At 66.9% G+C, this 16,888-nt stretch carries 14 protein-coding genes; 6 read left to right on the forward strand and 8 right to left on the reverse strand.

Translation table 11 applies throughout. From position 1 onward, the window contains the following. Positions 1-201: 201 nt before the first annotated feature. The 4 genes from ACNFBT_RS16695 to ACNFBT_RS16710 all read right to left on the reverse strand — a co-directional run bounded on the left by ACNFBT_RS16695 (position 202) and on the right by ACNFBT_RS16710 (position 6,008). Positions 202-2,802, reverse strand: a complete 2,601-nt coding sequence (locus ACNFBT_RS16695; protein ID WP_416751158.1) for a TonB-dependent receptor — start codon at positions 2,800-2,802, stop codon at positions 202-204. 123 nt (positions 2,803-2,925) lie between these two features. Continuing rightward, positions 2,926-3,945 carry a FecR family protein gene (locus ACNFBT_RS16700; protein WP_416751160.1) on the reverse strand — a complete coding sequence of 340 codons (1,020 nt, stop codon included), beginning with the start codon at positions 3,943-3,945 and terminating at the stop codon, positions 2,926-2,928. Then, entirely contained in the window at positions 3,942-4,463 is a 522-nt protein-coding gene (locus tag ACNFBT_RS16705) for an RNA polymerase sigma factor (RefSeq protein WP_416751162.1), read from the reverse strand. The genes ACNFBT_RS16700 and ACNFBT_RS16705 overlap by 4 nt, the downstream gene beginning before the upstream one ends. A 180-nt stretch (positions 4,464-4,643) precedes the next feature. Next, complete coding sequence (locus tag ACNFBT_RS16710; protein WP_416751164.1) at positions 4,644-6,008, reverse strand: MFS transporter; 1,365 nt, start codon at positions 6,006-6,008, stop codon at positions 4,644-4,646. A gap of 322 nt (positions 6,009-6,330) precedes the next feature. Between ACNFBT_RS16710 and ACNFBT_RS16715 the strand changes: the two genes are divergently transcribed. Then, positions 6,331-7,206: a LysR substrate-binding domain-containing protein gene (locus tag ACNFBT_RS16715; RefSeq protein ID WP_416751166.1), complete on the forward strand. Its 876-nt coding sequence runs from the start codon at positions 6,331-6,333 to the stop codon at positions 7,204-7,206. A 376-nt stretch (positions 7,207-7,582) separates the two neighbouring features. Here ACNFBT_RS16715 and ACNFBT_RS16720 read toward each other — a convergent pair whose 3' ends face one another. After that, positions 7,583-8,443, reverse strand: coding sequence for a LysR substrate-binding domain-containing protein (locus ACNFBT_RS16720; RefSeq protein WP_416751168.1), 861 nt, complete (start codon positions 8,441-8,443; stop codon positions 7,583-7,585). A gap of 148 nt (positions 8,444-8,591) precedes the next feature. Between ACNFBT_RS16720 and ACNFBT_RS16725 the strand changes: the two genes are divergently transcribed. Together ACNFBT_RS16725 and phnX are read left to right on the forward strand one after the other, a co-directional pair. Further along, a complete protein-coding gene (locus tag ACNFBT_RS16725) occupies positions 8,592-9,707 on the forward strand; it encodes a 2-aminoethylphosphonate--pyruvate transaminase (protein WP_416751170.1) in 1,116 nt (371 codons plus the stop codon). 30 nt (positions 9,708-9,737) lie between these two features. Further along, positions 9,738-10,565 carry a phosphonoacetaldehyde hydrolase gene (phnX, locus tag ACNFBT_RS16730; protein ID WP_416751172.1) on the forward strand — a complete coding sequence of 276 codons (828 nt, stop codon included), beginning with the start codon at positions 9,738-9,740 and terminating at the stop codon, positions 10,563-10,565. A gap of 502 nt (positions 10,566-11,067) precedes the next feature. On the opposite strand, the gene ACNFBT_RS16735 is transcribed toward phnX, so the two are convergent. Beyond that, entirely contained in the window at positions 11,068-11,670 is a 603-nt protein-coding gene (locus ACNFBT_RS16735) for a helix-turn-helix domain-containing protein (protein ID WP_416751174.1), read from the reverse strand. 52 nt (positions 11,671-11,722) lie between these two features. On the opposite strand from ACNFBT_RS16735, the gene rhtA reads away from it, so the two are divergent. Continuing rightward, entirely contained in the window at positions 11,723-12,601 is an 879-nt protein-coding gene (rhtA, locus tag ACNFBT_RS16740) for a threonine/homoserine exporter RhtA (protein WP_416751176.1), read from the forward strand. A gap of 2 nt (positions 12,602-12,603) precedes the next feature. On the opposite strand, the gene ACNFBT_RS16745 is transcribed toward rhtA, so the two are convergent. Next, positions 12,604-14,019 carry an MATE family efflux transporter gene (locus ACNFBT_RS16745; RefSeq protein WP_416751178.1) on the reverse strand — a complete coding sequence of 472 codons (1,416 nt, stop codon included), beginning with the start codon at positions 14,017-14,019 and terminating at the stop codon, positions 12,604-12,606. 146 nt (positions 14,020-14,165) lie between these two features. Here ACNFBT_RS16745 and pdxB point away from each other — a divergent pair, with 146 nt between their 5' ends. After that, on the forward strand, positions 14,166-15,314 hold the full coding sequence (gene pdxB / locus ACNFBT_RS16750; RefSeq protein ID WP_416751179.1) for a 4-phosphoerythronate dehydrogenase PdxB: 1,149 nt from the start codon (positions 14,166-14,168) through the stop codon (positions 15,312-15,314). A 19-nt stretch (positions 15,315-15,333) separates the two neighbouring features. Here pdxB and ACNFBT_RS16755 read toward each other — a convergent pair whose 3' ends face one another. Further along, positions 15,334-15,507 (reverse strand): PA1571 family protein, encoded by a 174-nt coding sequence (locus ACNFBT_RS16755; RefSeq protein WP_416751181.1) that lies wholly within the window; start codon positions 15,505-15,507, stop codon positions 15,334-15,336. Between the two features lie 226 nt (positions 15,508-15,733). On the opposite strand from ACNFBT_RS16755, the gene ACNFBT_RS16760 reads away from it, so the two are divergent. After that, the gene (locus ACNFBT_RS16760) at positions 15,734-16,861 is read left to right on the forward strand and encodes an ATP-NAD kinase family protein (protein WP_416751183.1); all 1,128 of its coding nucleotides are present in this window, start codon (positions 15,734-15,736) and stop codon (positions 16,859-16,861) included. Positions 16,862-16,888 lie beyond the last annotated feature (27 nt).

A 16,888-nucleotide genomic window follows, 5' to 3' on the forward strand; every position in this document is an offset into this window, starting at 1 on the left:
TGGGTGGCGGCGTAGGGCGTACAACCGTTCGCGGTTGTACGCCGATACACCGTGCTTATCGTCGGTGCCATGGTTGAGCCCGGAGTGCCTTGAAGCTGCGACTTCGTGCCAGCCCTGGAGCGGTCTGGGGGCAAGGTCAAACGGCGGATAACGTCGAACGTTATCCGCCCTACGCCTGGCATCGGCGCGCAGCGGACCTCGTCAGATATCCCACACCAGGTTGACCGCGAAGTTGCGCCCGGGCTGGGTCAGACGGTCAAGGTTGGCCGGGGCCAGCACCGAGGCTTCGCCGACGCTGTCGTAGCCGCGCACGTCGTCCCACAGCCAGTACTTCTTGTCGGTGAGGTTGTAGAGGCCGGCGTTGACGGTCAGGTCGTCGGTCAGCTTGTAGTAGCCGGTCAGGTCGAGAATGCCGAAGCCCGGGGTCTTGAACTGGCTGCTGGTGCCGTCGGGGGCCTTGAAGTTGCTGTCGTCGACGCGGTCCTTGCGCTTGACCAGGGTCCAGTCGAGCAGCGCGCCGTAGCGGCCGGCCTGTTCGTCGTAGCCCAGGCCGAACACGCCGGTGAGCGGATTGACGCTGTTGATCGGTTCGCCGGTGTCCTTGTTCTCGCCGTAGGCGTAGGCCACCGCGCCCTTGGTGTAGAGACCCTGGGGCGAGCCGAAGGCACCCAGTTCCAGGCGACCCTTGAGCTCGACGCCCTTGATGATGGCTTTCTCGATGTTGTTGCTCTGGAAGGTCGGCTCGCTGTAGCCGGGGGTGATGGCGTCCTCGTTAATGAAGTCGCGGTACTTGTTGTAGAACACCGCGACGTCGAAGGAGCCTTCCTTGAAGTTGCCGCGCAGGCCGGTCTCGTAGCTCTGGCTGCGTTCCGGGTCGAGGTCGGGGTTGGGCTCGACCCGGTAGCCGGCGCCGGGGTTTTCGAAGCGGCCGTACAGCGCCTTCGCCGTCGGTGTGCGGAAGCCCTGGGCGTACTGGCCGAACCACAGGTAATTGTCGTTGAAGGCGTAGGTCACGCCGAGCTTGGGCGAGAGCTGATGCCAGTTCTTGTCTTCGCTGCTGACTTCGCCTTCACCGCTCTGGTCCACGGAATTGAGGAATTCGTCGGTGATGTGCGGCTTCAGGCGGGTGTAGTCGTAGCGCAGGCCGGGCAGGAAGGTCCAGGCGTTCCAGCTGATCTGGTCCTGGGCGAACAAGGCATAGGTGTCGATGGTCGGATCGGGGAAGTCGCTGGTGCGCTCCAGGCTGTCGTCGGGCACCGAACTGGGCGCGCCGGGGGCCGTGCAGCCACGGCCGACCGCGAGGCAGGTGGCGTCGCCTTCGCGGTAGCCGGTGACTTTCTGCCGCTTCAGGGTGGTGCCATAGGTCAGCAGGTGGTCGGTCTCGCCGACGAGGAAGGCCTTGTCCAACTGTAGGTCGAACACCCACTGGCGATCCTTGTACAGCGTTTCGCGGGTGCGCAGCACCTGGCGGGTGATGGGGTAGTAGAACTCTTCGGTGCTCTGGTCGGTCTTGGCGGTCTGGTAGTTGAAGGTCCACCGGGCGTGGTCGGCCATCGCGCTGTCGAGCAGCAGATCGTGCTCCAGGCCGAAGCGCTCGCGGGTGATGGTGTCGTTGCCGGTGCGCCACTGGTACATGCCGCCGGGCAATATGCGTTCCGGGATGGTCGGCTTGCCGCCGTAGTAGGGGCCGCCGTAGGCGCTCTTCTGGTCGGTGTCGCGGTCGTCCTTGTACTTCTCGTAGACCAGGCCGAAGCGCTCGCCCTCGGCATACTTCCAGCCAAGCTTGGCGAGCACGTTGGTGGTGCGCGCGTCCTGCGGGTTGGCCTCGGTGCGCGACAGGCCGGTGCCGCCGGTGCTGCCGTAGGATTCGGTCTCGTGGCCGTTGCGCTGGCTCAGGTGCAGCAGGGCGTCGAAGCTGTCGCTGCGGCCGGCCACGGTGCCGGAGGTCAGCCAGCTGTCGTCGGCGGAGCTGTAGCCGGTCTTCAGGCGCGCCCCCGCGTCCTGGCCGTCCTTGATGATGTCGTCCGCATCCAGGGTGAAGTAGCTCACCGCGCCGCCGATGGCGTTGCTGCCGTAGAGCGCCGAGGCCGGGCCGCGCAGCACCTCCACGCGCTTGACGATTTCCGGGTCGACGTAGTTGCGCTCGGTCTGCGCGTAGGGGCCGTTGAAGAAGCTGTTGGGAACCTCGACGCCGTCGATCTGCGTCAGCACGCGGTCGCCGTCGATGCCGCGGATGTTGTAGCCGGTGATGCCGGCGCGGTTGCCGGTGCCTCCCACCGAGACGCCGGGCATGTCGCGCACCAGTTCCTTGATGGTGTTGACGTTCTTGCGGTCCAGTTCGCTGCGGTCCACCACGTTCACCGTGCTAGGCACCAGGGTCACGCTCTGCGCCTGGCGGGTGGCGGTGATGGTCAGCGGCTGCATTTCCGCCACCGCCGACAGGTTGCGCTCCAGTATTACGTTGCGCGGGCCGAGGGTGCGGGCGTTCAGGCCGGTGCCGGCGAGCAGGTTCTTCAGCGCCTGGTCGGCCGGCAGGCGGCCGTTGACGCCGGGCGACTCGATGCCCTCGGCCAGCTCGCCGGCGACGCCGACCTGCCAGCCGGTTACCGCGCTGAAGGCGTTCAGCGCCTGGGCCAGCGGTTGGCGGGGGATGTCGAAGCGGTAGCCGGCCTGGGCCTGGCTGCCCGCTGCATCTGCGGCGAGGGCGGTGGTTGCCGGCAGGCTGGCCAGTCCGATGGACAGGGCCAGCAGGGAGATGCGGGCGGGGTGGCGCAGAGGGGCACGCGAAGAAGCGATGGGCATCGAAGGGCTCTCTTAGTCAGTCGTCGTTCGCATTCGTAAATGCGAATCTATTGCATTGGCTTCTGACTAAACGAACGAGCCGGCGCGACCGCGTAAAAATACTTTCTGTCCAGGAGGGAGCGATCAGTCGAGGATCAGCAGTTTCGGGTATTCGTGCAGCTGTGCGGAGGCGATCCGGGCCAGGGCGCGCGCCACGCCCAGCGGGTCGTCGAGGCGCCAGTTGCCAGTGACGCTGACGTTCGCCAGGCGCTCGTTGGTAGAGACGATCCAGCCGGGGTAGTAGCGCCGCAATTCGGCGAGCACCTGGCTGAGCGGGCAGTTCTCGAACACCATGCGGCCCTTGACCCAGGCCAGCTGCGCCTGCCCGTCTGCGCTGTGCTGGCGTTCGCCGAAGCCCTGCGGGCCGACGCGGATGCTGTCGCCGGCGCCGAGGCTGACGCGTGCGTCGTCCAGGGGCGTGCGCAGGTCCACTTCGCCGCGCTGCACGCTGACTTCCGCCTCGTTGCCCAGGTAGCGCACGGCGAAGGCCGTGCCGCGCACCGTGACCTGCACCGGACCGGCTTCCACCTCGAAGGGGCGGTTGCGGTCATGGGCGACGTCGAAGTACGCCTCGCCGCGATACAGGCGGGCGATGCGCTGCTGCTCGTCGATGCGGCTGGAGAGGGCGGTATCGGTATTGAGCAGGACCCGGGAGCCGTCCGCCAGGTCGAGGTTCTGTCGTTCGCCCACGGCGGTCAGGTGGTCCGCGCGCAGGCGCAGCAGCAGGTCGCCCTGCAGCGCGACACCTACCGCCAGGGCCAGCACTGCGGCGGCTGCCACCGGCAACCACCATGGCCGTCGGCGAGGCGGCGCCGCCAGTCGTTGTTCCAGGCGTGCCGCCGCGCGGGTCAGCAGCGGCGATTGCCAGGCATCCCGCACCCGCCGGTAGGCCCGCGCGTTGACTTCGCTGGCGCCGAGCCAGGCTTCGAAGCGCTGGCGCGTCGCGGCATCCATGTCGTCCTCGAGCATCAGCCAGTCGAGGGCTTCAGCCGTCGGCTGGTCGTCGGGTGGCGCGGGGTGCGACACAGGGCGTGCCGCGGCGTGATCCTGGGATTGGGGGCCGCGTATTCTTGTCGAACCGGCTGGCGAACGGTAGTCCGTCATACCCTCTCCTCAAGGCGGCTGACCAGGCCGACGCAGATCGCCATGATCAGCTTCAGCTCCTTCTGCACCGTGCTCGGGGAGACGCCGAGCTGCTCGGCGATCTCCGCATAGCCGCAGCCATGCAGGCGGCTGAGGATGAAGATGCGCTGCTGGCGCTGGCTGAGCTGGCCGAGGGTCGCGCCCAGGCGCTCCAGCAGCTTCTCCGCGTGGAGCTGGTCTTCGGCGCTGGAGCCGGGCGCCGGCACGGCTTGCAGCACCTGGGCGGGAACGTCGTCGAGCAGGGTCCGCGATTGCAGGCGCAGGTGGCGCAGGTGGTCCAGCGCGAGGTTGCGGCCGGTCTGGAAGAGGAAGGGTTCGAGGTGGTCGATGCGGCGTTCGTGCAGGGTGCGGGCGACGCGCAGGTAGGTTTCCTGTACCAGGTCTTCGGCGATGCTCGGGTTCTTCACCATCCGCACCAGCGTGCGCAGCAGCGGCAGGCGTTGGGCCAGGAAAACCGCGTCGAGGTTGGAAGTGCTCACAGGGGCGTCCAGCAGGAATAATTTGCAAATGATAATTATTATTATTCGTGCGGAACGAAGGGCACAAGACCGCTTTTCGGTCGGGTGCCGTGGGGGCGCCATGAAAAAAGGGCGAGGCGCGCGCGGGGCGGCCTCGCCCGTCCCCTCAGCCGGCTTGTGAGGGGGAAGCGGGGGCGTTGCTCAGGTGCGTGCGGGACGCGCGGTCAGTTGCGGGTCCTGGAGGGTTTCGTTCTGGCGGGTGTTCTCCGGGCGGCTGTTCCAGTGCGGGATCAGTACTCCGGCGGCGACCAGCGCGGCGACGGTGAAGCCGATGAACACGGTGTAGGTGTCGAAGTAACCCGGCAGCAGGCCGCCGAGAATCGCACCCACCGAGCCGCAGCCGTTGACGAATCCCGCCGCGGTGCCGGCCGCTTCGCCGGTACCGAAGTCCACGGCGGCGGCGCCGCTGATCATCGAGTCCGGTCCGTACAGGGTCAGGCCCATCATGAACAGCAGGCCGAGCACCATCAGGCTGCTGCCGGTCTGCATCGACGGGACGAACAACGCCAGGCAGACGGTCAGGCCGAGCAGGCTGAGCACGCAGGCCGGCATGCGGCGGGCGCCGAACAGGCGGTCCGAGGCGTAGCCGATCAGGATCGGGCCGAGGAGCCCGGCGACCTCGAAGGCCGACGGCAGGATCGCCGCACCGACCTTGCCCAGCGTCGGCATGCGTTCGTAGACGATCACCGGCCCCCACAGCAGGATGGCGTAGCGCGCCGGCTTGAGCAGGAAGTAGGCCAGGCCCAGGGTCAGTACCGTGCGGTTGCGCAGCACCTTGCCGAGAATGCGCAGCGAGCTGCCGTTCTGGCCTTCCGGCTTGAAGCCGGCGTAGCGCACTGCTTCTGGCTGCTGGACGTCCGGCTCCACCGGCGGCAGGCCCACGTCCTGCGGACGGTTGCGCTGCAGCAGCAGGAACAGCAGCGCCACGCCACCGACCACCACGGCGCTGGAATAGAAGGCCGCGTGCCAGGTGCCGAACACTTCATAGGCCCACCAGCCGGCGAAGGGCGAGGCGACCAGCCCGCCGAAGGCGTAGCAGGTGCTCCATAGCCCGAGCACGCGGCCGCGCTCATGGGTGGCGAAGAAGCTGCCGACGTTCTTGCACAGCCCGGACCAGCCGGTGGACTGCGCCAGGCCCTGCACCACCATGCAGGTGGCGAAGATCGGCAGGGTGGCGAAGCTGCCCATCACCAGGGCTGCAGCCGCGGAGATCAGCAGGCCGCCCAGCACCACCACCCGCGGGCCGAAGCGGTCGGCGAAGACGCCCCAGGTGAACTGGCCCACTGCGTAGGCGGCGAGGTAGATGGCGTCGAGGTTGGCCATCGCGATCTTGTCGAGATGGAAGCTGGGGTCTTCGGCGATGCCCAGCTTGGCCACCGAAAAGGCCTTGCGGGTGAAGTAGAAGGCTGCGTAGGCCAGCCAGGTGATGGCGAAGATCTGCCAGCGCCAGCGTTTCATCGATGCAAGGGGCGAACGCGGCGAAGCGGTGCCTTGGGGGTTGAGCATGATCTGACCTCTATTGTTGTTGTGCTGTGCCGGCAGTCAGTGGGGTAACGCCTGTCTTGTTTTTGTTTTTTGAGCACGTCGCACCGTCTTCGCGGTGCGGGTCAGAAGCGCGGAGGCTGTCCGGGTACCGTCGCTGATCGCGGCGGTGGAGGGATGGAAACAATTTCGAATAAATAACTGAAATCGATTTATCAGATTTCAAAAATAAGCTGTGCTTGTATGACAAGGGGCCATGGCGGTAGTGTTTTGCGTGAATGACCTTATAGTCGCTTTCCGTCTGTATGGCGGAGGTGGGTCATGAGTCCCGTGCCAGAGGCCCTCCATGTCCGTTTCCCATGCCCAGCTCAAGGCGTTCCATGCCGTCGCCGTACACGGCAGCTTCACCCGCGCCGCCGAGCGCCTGTTCCTCACCCAACCTGCGGTTTCCGACCAGGTGCGCAAGCTGGAGGAGCGCTATGGCGTGCTGCTGTTCCACCGCAACAAGCGCTCGGTGCGCCTGACCGAACTGGGTGAGCGCCTGCTGGCGGTGACCCAGCGGCTGTTCGTCATCGAGGCCGAGGCGCAGGAGCTGCTGCAGGAGTCCAGCGCATTGCAGACCGGCAGCCTGACCCTGGCGGTTGACGCGCCGGTGCACGTGCTGCCGCAGATCGCGCGCTTCTGCCAGCGCCATCCAGGCATCCGGGTGAAACTGGAGACGGGCAACACCGACGAATCCCTGCAGCGGCTGTTCGATTACCACGCCGACCTGGCCCTGCTGGGGCGCGAGGTGCAGGACGAGCGTCTGCTGACCTTCACCCTGCGCAGCGACCCCATCGTCGCCTTCGTCGGTCTCGGCCATCCCTGGGCCGGACGCGAAGCCATCGAACTGGCCGACCTCGACGACATGCCGCTGGTACTGCGCGAGCAGGGCTCGGTGACCCGGCAGATGCTGGAAGAGGAGATGGCCCGCGCCGGCTTGCGCATTCGCCCAGCCATCGAGGTGGAAGGCCGCGAGGCGTCGCTGGAGGCGGTGGCGGTGGGCATTGGCGTCGGCGTGGTGTCCGCCGCCGAACTGGGCGCGGACGCCCGCGTACATGCGCTGCCGATCCTCGATTGTCACTGGCGCATGAGCGAGACGCTGGTGTGCCTGCGCGAGCAGAGCACGCGGCGGATCGTGGCGACCTTCCTCGATCTGGTGCGCGAGGATATACCGGCGTAGGGCGCACAACCGTTTGCGGTTGTACGCCGGTTCGCCTTGCTCATTGTTCGCTTCGAGGTCGATATCGGAGTGCCCCGGGACAATCATGGCCTGGTGAAAGAGGATTTACCTATGGAGCAGGGCGGCACCGTGGTTGTTCGCGAGCAAGCTCGCTCCTACGAAAAACGGCCCAGCCAGGCGTTCCTGTAGGAGCGAGCTTGCTCGCGAACCGCATCGCACCACAGGTCCCGCCAGGCGTAGGGCGTACAACCGTTCGCGGTTGTACGCCGGTTCACCCTGTCTCGTCGGCGGCTCCGGGATTGAGCTTGGGGCGCGTGGGGCCAAGGGCAAACGGCGTATAACGCGGAGCGTTATACGCCCTACGGTTAGCCGTGCCTCAACCCTCCGCCAGCTCCAGAAACGCACTCACCACCCGCAAACCCCGGCGCCGTTCTAGGCAACCGATGGCGTGGCGGTTCAGCAACCCGTCGCCGCCGAGAGGCACCGCCTTCACCCGTGGGTCCGGGCTGATCTCCAGCGACGACACGATGCCGATCCCCAGTTCCGCCGCCACGGCCTCGGTCACCGCCTCGCGGCTGTCCAGCTCCAGCAGCACGCGCGGCTGCACCGCCTGCTCGGCACAGGCCGCATCGAAGGTGCGGCGGGTGATGGAGTCGGGTTCGCGCAGCAACATGATCTGCTGGTCCAGTTCGCTCAGCGGCAGCTCGCCGACGTGCTCGCTCCAGCTGTGGCTGGCCGGCACCAGGGCGCAGATGCGCGACTCCACCAGCTCGCGCAGGAACAGGCCCGGACGCGGCTCGATTTCGGTCAGCACGGCGATATCCACGTGCTCGTCGAGCAGCGCAGCGAGGGTTTCCTGGGCGTTGCCCAGGCGCAGGTTGACGGTGATGCCGGGGTAGCGCGCGCGCAGCCTGGCGAGCATCGGCATCACCAGGTGCGGGCCGTCGGCGGCCACTTCGATGCGCCCGGTCACCAGTTCGCGGCTGGCGTCGAGCAGGGCCTCGGCTTCTTCTTCCAGCGCGAACAGCGTCCGGCTGATGGCTGACAGGCGCACGCCGTCCTCGGTCAGCTCCACGCCCCGCGCAGTGCGGCGGAACAGGTTGACCTGGTAGTGCTCCTCGAGCGCCTTCACGTGGCCGGTGACGGCGGGCTGGCTGATGAACAGGCGCTCGGCGGCGCGGGTGAAGCTGCGTTCGCGGGCGACCGCGTCGAAGGCTCGGAGCTGGAAGAGGTTCATAGGGTATATGTCTGGCTTATGGCGTGCATCGTGATAAACAATTTGAACGATATCAGGTGCCCCGGCAAGTTATGCCCAGGCCACGGCAATGACGCCGGGCCCAACCAAATTCAGCCCTGACGACGTTCCCAAGAAAGAGGAATCGAGCATGAGCACTGCCGAGCGAGCCCCCATCCTGCTGACTCCCGGTCCGCTGACCACGTCCCCCCGCACCCGTCGCGCCATGATGGTCGACTGGGGCTCCTGGGACCGCGACTTCAACGACCTGACCGCCGATGTCTGCAAGCGCCTGCTGGCGATCATCCACGGCGAGGCGACCCACACCTGCGTGCCCCTGCAGGGCAGCGGCACCTTCTCCGTGGAAGCCGCCGTCGGCACCCTGGTACCGCGTGACGGCAAGGTGCTGGTGCTGATCAATGGCGCCTACGGCAAGCGCCTGGCGAAGATCTGCCAGGTGATCGGCCGCGAATTTACTACCTTCGAAACCGAAGAAGACGTGCCGACCACCGCTGCCGACGTTGACCGTCTGCTCAGCGCGGACCCCAGCGTCACCCACGTCGCGCTGATCCACTGCGAGACCAGCACCGGCATCCTCAACCCGCTGCAGGAGATCGCCAAGGTCATCGAGGCCCACGGCAAGCGCCTGATCATCGATGCCATGAGCTCCTTCGGCGCGCTGGATATCGACGCCCGCCACGTGCCCTTCGATGCGCTGATCGCCGCTTCCGGCAAGTGCCTGGAAGGTGTGCCCGGGATGGGCTTCGTCTTCGCCCGTACCTCCGCGCTGAACGCCAGCGCCGGCAACTGCCATTCGCTGTCCATGGACCTGCAGGACCAGCAGGCCTACATGGCCAAGACCGGCCAGTGGCGCTTCACCCCGCCGACCCACGTGGTGGCCGCATTGCACGAAGCGCTGAGCCAGTACGAGGAGGAGGGCGGTCTCGCGGCCCGTCATCAGCGTTACGCAAACAACTGCCAGACTCTGCTGGCCGAGATGGGCAGGCTGGGCTTCCGCAGCTTCCTGCCGGCGGAAATCCAGGCGCCGATCATCGTCACCTTCCATGCCCCACGCGATCCTCGCTACAGCTTCACCGAGTTCTACGGCCGGGTGCGCGAGAAGGGCTACATCCTCTATCCGGGCAAGCTGACCCAGGTGGAAACCTTCCGCGTGGGCTGCATCGGCCAGGTCGATGGCAGCGGCATGCGTGCAGCGGTCGCGGCCATCGCCGAGACGCTGAAAGAGATGGAAGTCTTCGAAATCTGACCCCGGCCGACTGCCACAGGATTGAATCTCATGAACTACGAACAACCCAAGCAACTGCAAGCCGTCATCCTCGACTGGGCCGGCACCGTGGTCGATTTCGGCTCCTTCGCCCCGACCCAGATCTTCGTCGAGGCATTCGCCGAATTCGGCGTCCAGGTCAGCCTGGAAGAGGCCCGCGGCCCGATGGGCATGGGCAAGTGGGACCACATCCGCACCCTGTGCGACATCCCCGCCATCGCCGAACGCTACAAGGCCAAGTTCGGCCGCGCGCCGACCGACGATGACGTCACCGCCATCTACGAGCGCTTCATGCCGCTGCAGATCGAGAAGATCGCCGAGCATTCCGCGCTGATTCCCGGCGCACTGGACGCCATCGCCGCCGTGCGCAAGCAGGGCCTGAAGGTCGGCTCCTGCTCCGGCTATCCAGCCGTCGTCATGGAGAAAGTGGTGGCCCTGGCGAAGACCAACGGCTACGTCGCCGACCATGTGGTTGCCACCGACGAGGTGCCCAATGGCCGCCCGCATCCGGCCCAGGCGCTGGCCAACGTGATCGCCCTCGGCATCAACGATGTGGCGGCCTGCGTGAAGGTCGACGACACCTGGCCGGGCATCCTCGAAGGCCGCAGCGCCGGGATGTGGACCGTGGCGCTGACCTGCTCGGGCAATGCCCTGGGACTGACCTACGAGCAGTTCAAGGCGCTGCCGGCCCAGAAGCTGGAGCAGGAGCGTCGCCGTATCGGCCAGATCTTCGAGGGTTCGCGGCCGCACTACCTGATCGACACCATTGCCGAGCTGCCGGCGGTGATCGTCGACATCAATGCCCGCCTGGCGCGGGGGGAGATGCCGCAGGGCAGCTGACGCTTGGTGTGACAGAGAAAGGCCCGCTTGGTGCGGGCCTTTTTTGTTGGTGTTCTGCGCCGCTTGGGCATGCGCTGGGATATTTGGTTTCGCCCCCTCGGGCGACCTACTTTGGCAAACGCCCCAAAGTAGGCAAAGGTCTTGCCCCGGACATCCGGTTTTTCGCTTAGGCGAAAAATTCCCTCGCTGAATCGGAGTTTCAGGGGCCCGCTGCGAAGGGCCATCCCTGGCCCATCGCAGCTCTCGCGGCATCCATGCCGCTCAACCCCTGAAACTCCAATTCAACGAGGCCTCCTGAACGGGGCCGTTCGGAGTGCGTTGAGATTTCTCTGGAAGTCTTCAAGTACCAAAGCCAGTGTGGTGCGCTACTTCCGTAGGAGCGGACCTTGTCCGCGAAATCCGTCGCGGACGACTCCGTATCCCAGATGAAACACCGGCGTCATGCGCCCACGTAGGAGCGGACTCCGTCCGCGATTCGCTCCTGTTGGGCGCTCCTACCGGTTCAATTCACCACGTTCCGCACAAACCGCAGCAACACATCCCCATGGTTCTGGTAGGAAAACGGCTGGTTGCTCTTGAACACATGGAACCCGCCAGCCTCGACCTCAACCGTTTCCCCGGCGAGGACGATGGTCAGTCGGCCTTCGATGACATAGGCCATGTCGTACCAACCCTCGGCATCCGGCTCGGCGTTGTAGGTGTCGCCGGGGGCGAGCGTCCAGTGCCAGAGCTCGGCCTGGCGCGTGGCTGGCGTGCTGGCGAGGAGGGTACCGCGGCTGTCGGGCTGCTGGCCGCCCCAGGCCACGGCATCGACGCGGGACAGCCCGCCCGTGGATGGCGGCCGCACCAGGTCGGCGAAGGTGACTTTCAGGGCAGCAGCGATGCGGTCCAGGGTCGCGAGGCTGACATTGGTGTCGCCGCTCTCGATGCCGACCAGCATCCGCCGACTGACGCCGGAAGCCTTGGCCAGCGCGTCCTGGCTAAAGCCACCGCTGCGACGCAGGGTCTTCACGTTGTCGGCGACGTGCACCAGCACGCTGGGTCGTTCGGAATTGTTGGGCAATATATTGCTCATTCTGGCCTTTTTGCGCATTATGTTGCGCATAACAGTCAACCAAGAATTCCCCATCGTTGCAACGCCTGTTCAGGTCCGCATCATGCCTCGTTCCCGCTTTATCGCTACTGTCCTTCCCATCGCCGTCCTGATCGTGTCCATGGCCTCGATCCAGACCGGCGCGTCCCTGGCCAAGAGCCTGTTCCCGCTGATCGGCGCGCCGGGGGTGACCGCCATGCGCCTGCTGATGGGCGCGATGATCCTGCTGGCCATTCTTCGCCCCTGGCGCACGTCGTTGCGCGGCAAGCCGCTCAAGCCGCTGTTCTTCTATGGCGTGACCCTGGGCGGGATGAACCTGATGTTCTACATGGCAGTGGAGACCGTGCCGCTGGGCATCGCCGTGGCGCTGGAGTTCACCGGGCCGCTGGCGGTGGCGCTGTTCTATTCGCGCAAGCCGATCGACTTCCTGTGGATCGCCCTGGCAGTAGTCGGCCTGGTCATGCTGCTGCCGATCTCCGACGTCAGCCAGGGCATCGATCCCAAGGGGGCTGTCCTGGCGCTGGCGGCGGGCGTCTGCTGGGGGCTGTACATCATCTTCGGCCAGCGGGCCGGCAATGACCTGGGCGCCCAGGGCGCCGCGCTGGGCATCTCGATTGCTGCGCTGTGTGTGGTGCCGATCGGCGTCGCCCACGCCGGTAGTGCACTGCTGGACATCAGCCTGTACCCCGCGCTGCTCGGTGTGGCCGTGCTCTCCAGCGCCTTGCCCTACACCCTGGAGATGATCGCCCTGACGCGCCTGCCGGCGCGCACCTTCGGCACTCTGATGAGCATCGAGCCGGCCTTCGGCGCGCTGTCCGGGCTGGTGTTCCTCGGCGAGCAGCTGACCACGCTGCAGTGGCTGGCCATTGGCGCCATCATCGCCGCTTCGGTGGGTACCACCCTGAGCAGCCGGCCGCAGCCGGCGTTGGTGGCGGCTGACTGAGGTCAGCCGGCCAGGCGCTCGTTCAGGCGCTTTTCACCCAGAAGAATCTGCCGCTTGGCGCTGCGCGCCAGGCGGATGCACAGCATCACCGCCGCGCAGGTCAGGCCGACGATCAGGCCTTCCCACAGGCCGCGCGGCCCGGTGGGCTCCTGCAGCCAGTGCGCCAGGCCCAGGCTGTAGCCCACCGGCAGGCCGATGCCCCAGTAGGCGAACAGGGTCATGATCATGGTCGCGCGGGTGTCCTGGTAACCGCGCAGGGCGCCAGCGGCAGTCACCTGTACGGCGTCGGAGAACTGGAACAGCGCCGAGAACACCAGCAGCGAGGCGGCCAGCGCCAGCACGTCCGGGTCCTGGGTGTAGAGCGCGGCGATGTGCTCGCGCATCAGCAGCATGCCGCTGGCGGAAATGCATGCGTAGGCGAGTGCGGCGCCCATGCCGACGCCCGCGGCGAAGCGCGCATCGCGTGGCGCGCCGGCGCCGAGGGCCTGGCCCACGCGCACCGTCACCGCCATGGCCAGCGAGTAGGGGATCATGAACACCAGCGCGCTGAAGTTCAGCGCCACCTGATGGCCCGCCACGACCTTCTCGCCCAGTTCGCCGATCAGCAGGGCGATCACCGAGAAGATGCTTGATTCGGCGAAGATCGCGATGCCAATCGGCAGGCCCACCGCCACCAGGCCGCCGATCGCCTCGGGTTTCGGCAGCTCCCAGTGGGCGAACAGCTGGCTGTGCTTGTAGACCTTGGCCCAGTTCACCCAGAACAGCATGCCCAGCAGCATGAACCACATCACCGAGCCGGTGGCCCAGCCGCAGCCGGGGCCGCCAAGCGCCGGGAAGCCGAGGTGGCCGTAGATCAGCATCCAGTTGATCGGAATGTTCAGCATCAGCCCGCAGATGCCCAGCACCATGCTCGGCCGGGTGCGCCCCAGGCCATCGCTGTAGCAGCGCAGCACGTGGTACAGCGCCACCGCCGGCAGACCGCAGGCGATGCCGCGCAGGTAGAAGCAGCTGGGTTCGATCAGCGCTTCTTCGACCTTCATCGCCCGCAGCACCGGTTCGGAAAGGAACCACAGGGTCGCCGCCGCCAGCGGGCCTACCAGCAGCGCCAGCCACAGCGCCTGGCGCACCAGCGGGCCGGTGCCCGGTTGGTCGCCGGCGCCGTAGCGCTGCGCCACCTTGGCGGTGGTCGCCAGCAGGGTGCCGGTCATCAGCAGGAACACCGGAATCCAGATCGAGTTGCCCAGCGCCACCGCCGCGAGGTCACGCGGACCGACGCGCCCGGCCATCACCGCATCGACGAAGCCCATGGCGGTGGTGGCCAGTTGGGCAATCATGATCGGCGTGGCGAGGCTGAGCAGTTCCTTGAACTCGACGAGGGCGCGCCGTCCACGGGAGACGGGCTGGGCGATGCTGGTCACGGCGATCCTTTTCTGGCGGCAGGAAGCGGAAAGAAGCCGGCCAGTTTACGACTTGTCAGTCTGGTCAGGAAAGCATCGATGCAAGTTGCGGGACCCTACGCGGGCGCGCTGGTAAAGTAGCCGGTGCCGATTTCTGGAGTCAGCCCATGCGTATCCTTGCCGATGAAAACATTCCCCTGGTCGAAGCCTTCTTCGGCGGTCACGGTGACATCCGTCGCCTGCCCGGACGCGGCATCGACCGCGCCGCCCTGGGCGATGCCGAGGTGCTGCTGGTGCGCTCGGTGACCGACGTCAGCCGTGCACTGCTCGAAGGCAGCCAGGTCAGGTTCGTCGGCACCTGCACCATCGGCACCGATCACCTCGACCTCGACTACTTCGCCGAGGCCGGCATCGCCTGGTCCAGCGCGCCGGGCTGCAACGCCCGTGGCGTGGTGGACTGGGTGCTGGGCAGCCTGCTGGCGCTGGCCGAGGTACACGGGGCGAAGCTGGCCGAGCGCCGTTATGGCGTGATCGGCGCCGGCCAGGTCGGCGGCCGTCTGGTCGACGTGCTGCGTGGGCTGGGGTGGGACGTGCGCGTCTGCGATCCGCCACGCGCCGTCGCCGAAGGTGGTGATTTCCGCAGCCTGGAAGAAGTGCTGCGCGAGTGCGACGTGATCAGCCTGCATACGCCGCTGACCCGCGACGGTGAAAACCCGACTCGCCACCTGATCGGCGCCGAGCGCCTCAAGGCGCTGCGCCCCGGCACCTGGCTGATCAACGCCAGCCGTGGCGGGGTGGTCGACAACACCGCGCTGCGCATTCACCTGGAGTCGGGCGCCGACATCGACGTGGCGCTGGACGTCTGGGAAGGCGAGCCGGAAGTGAACGTGCAACTGGCCGAGCACTGCCGCATCGCCACGCCGCACATCGCCGGCTACAGCCTGGACGGCAAGCTGCGCGGCACGGCGCAGATCTACGATGCCTTCTGCGCCTGGCTCGGCTGCGCGCCGGAGGTGAGCCTGGACGATCTGCTGCCAGCGCAATGGCTCGCAGAGCTGAGTCTGAAAGAGGAGTGCGATCCGGACTGGGCGCTGGCCATGCTCTGCCGCGCGGTGTACGACCCGCGCAGCGATGACGCCAACTTCCGCCGCAGCCTGGTGGGGGATACCCAGACCCGGCGGGCGGCCTTCGACGCCCTGCGCAAGCACTACCCGCCGCGGCGGGAAATCACCGGGCTGTGGGTGGACATCCAGGGCGATGCGCCGTGCCTGGAAAACCTGCTGACGGCGCTGGGCGCCAACCGGGTCGGGGAGTAGGGCAGGGTAGCCCGCGCACTCATCGGCGCGGCGTCTCGGCGCCCTTTTCCAGTTCGCGGCAGGCGCGCTGGATCATGTCTTCGGTGATCGGGATCTCGCGGCCCTGGGCGTCGATGACCGAGCCGCCTACCGGCTGCTGCGGATCACGGGGTGTCGGGCGGGGGGCGGGGTTCTGATGATGTTGCAAGCTCATGGCCAGTCTCCTCTACAACGTTCGAATGCAGTCTAGGCAGATCACATGAAGTCTCGGTGACAAAGGCCGCACGTACGGCGGCGGAGATACGTCACCCACAGCGGCAGACAACCGTACCCTCGCAAGTCACGCAGGTTGCGTGCCAACTGCAAGACCCCGGTTTGCTGCTTGTCGTTATAGTGAAGATCGGCCCGGCATTGCGCCGGTGGAATGACTCGAGGTGAGTATGGATGGCTTTCGCGTAGGCCTGATCATCAATCCGCTGGCCGGTATCGGCGGACCGACCGCGTTCAAGGGCAGCGATGGCGTTGCCGAACTGGCCCTGGCGCGCGGCGCGCAGCCGCGGGCGGCGGAGCGCACGCGGGTGGCGCTGGAACAGTTGCTGCCGGTGCGCGAGCGCCTGGAGTTCCTCACCTTTCCGGGGCCGATGGGCGCCGATCTGCTGGCGGACATGGGCTTTTCCCACCGGCTGGTCGGCCAGATCGAAGGCGAGTGCAGCTCGGCGGCGGATACCCGTCACGCCGTGCAGGCGCTGCAGGATGCCGGCGTCGCGCTGATCCTCTTCGCCGGCGGCGACGGCACCGCGCGCGACGTCGCCGAGGTGGCGCGCGAAGGCCAGCCGGTGCTGGGGATTCCCGCCGGGGTGAAGATCCATTCCGGGGTCTATGCCATCAGCCCGCGCGCCGCCGGTGCGTTGGCGCTGCGGCTGGTCGAGGGCGGGCTGGTGCGCCTGACCCAGGGCGAGGTGCGTGATCTCGACGAGGCGGCCCTGCGTGATGGCCGCGTCGCCGCGCGCTGGTACGCCGAGCTGACGGTGCCCGAAGAAGGACACTTCATGCAGCACGTCAAGCAGGCCGGCATGGAGACCGAGGAACTGGTGCTGGCCGATCTCGCCGCCTGGCTGGAGGACAGCTGGGAGCAGGGTGTGCGCTACGTCTTCGGGCCGGGCTCGACCCTGCACGGGTTGGCCGCCGACCTGCATCTCCAGACCACGCTGCTGGGCGTGGACGTGATCGAGAACGGCGAGGTGGTCGCCCGCGACGTCACCGAGTCGCAACTGTTCGAGCTGGTGGAGGGATATCCTGCCTTCCTGCTGGTCACCGCCATCGGCGGCCAGGGCCACATCCTCGGCCGGGGCAACCAGCAGATCAGCCCGCGCGTGCTGCGCGCCATCGGCATCGACCGCCTGCGGGTGATCGCCACCAAGCGCAAGCTGGGCACCCTGGAAGGCCGGCCGTTGCTGGTGGACAGTGGCGACGCGGAGCTGGACGCGAGCTTCCCGGCGGCGGTACGGGTCTGGGCCGGCTACAAGGAAGAACTGCTTTATCCGCTGGGCTGGGAAATCGAGGTCTGAGACCGGTTTCGCGCCCGTCACCGGTGA

It is taken from the genome of Pseudomonas sp. NY15181 (assembly GCF_048068055.1).
In the GTDB taxonomy this organism is placed as follows: Bacteria; Pseudomonadota; Gammaproteobacteria; order Pseudomonadales; family Pseudomonadaceae; genus Pseudomonas.

Excerpts from the sequence above, each read along its gene's own strand:
- ACNFBT_RS16695 (WP_416751158.1), bottom strand. The coding sequence starts at position 2,802 with ATGCCCATCGCTTCTTCGCGTGCCCCTCTGCGCCACCCCGCCCGCATC.
- ACNFBT_RS16700 (WP_416751160.1), bottom strand. The coding sequence starts at position 3,945 with ATGACGGACTACCGTTCGCCAGCCGGTTCGACAAGAATACGCGGCCCC.
- ACNFBT_RS16710 (WP_416751164.1), bottom strand. The coding sequence starts at position 6,008 with ATGCTCAACCCCCAAGGCACCGCTTCGCCGCGTTCGCCCCTTGCATCG.
- ACNFBT_RS16715 (WP_416751166.1), top strand. The coding sequence starts at position 6,331 with ATGTCCGTTTCCCATGCCCAGCTCAAGGCGTTCCATGCCGTCGCCGTA.
- ACNFBT_RS16720 (WP_416751168.1), bottom strand. The coding sequence starts at position 8,443 with ATGAACCTCTTCCAGCTCCGAGCCTTCGACGCGGTCGCCCGCGAACGC.
- ACNFBT_RS16725 (WP_416751170.1), top strand. The coding sequence starts at position 8,592 with ATGAGCACTGCCGAGCGAGCCCCCATCCTGCTGACTCCCGGTCCGCTG.
- phnX (WP_416751172.1), top strand. The coding sequence starts at position 9,738 with ATGAACTACGAACAACCCAAGCAACTGCAAGCCGTCATCCTCGACTGG.
- ACNFBT_RS16735 (WP_416751174.1), bottom strand. The coding sequence starts at position 11,670 with ATGCGCAACATAATGCGCAAAAAGGCCAGAATGAGCAATATATTGCCC.
- rhtA (WP_416751176.1), top strand. The coding sequence starts at position 11,723 with ATGCCTCGTTCCCGCTTTATCGCTACTGTCCTTCCCATCGCCGTCCTG.
- pdxB (WP_416751179.1), top strand. The coding sequence starts at position 14,166 with ATGCGTATCCTTGCCGATGAAAACATTCCCCTGGTCGAAGCCTTCTTC.
- ACNFBT_RS16755 (WP_416751181.1), bottom strand. The coding sequence starts at position 15,507 with ATGAGCTTGCAACATCATCAGAACCCCGCCCCCCGCCCGACACCCCGT.
- ACNFBT_RS16760 (WP_416751183.1), top strand. The coding sequence starts at position 15,734 with ATGGATGGCTTTCGCGTAGGCCTGATCATCAATCCGCTGGCCGGTATC.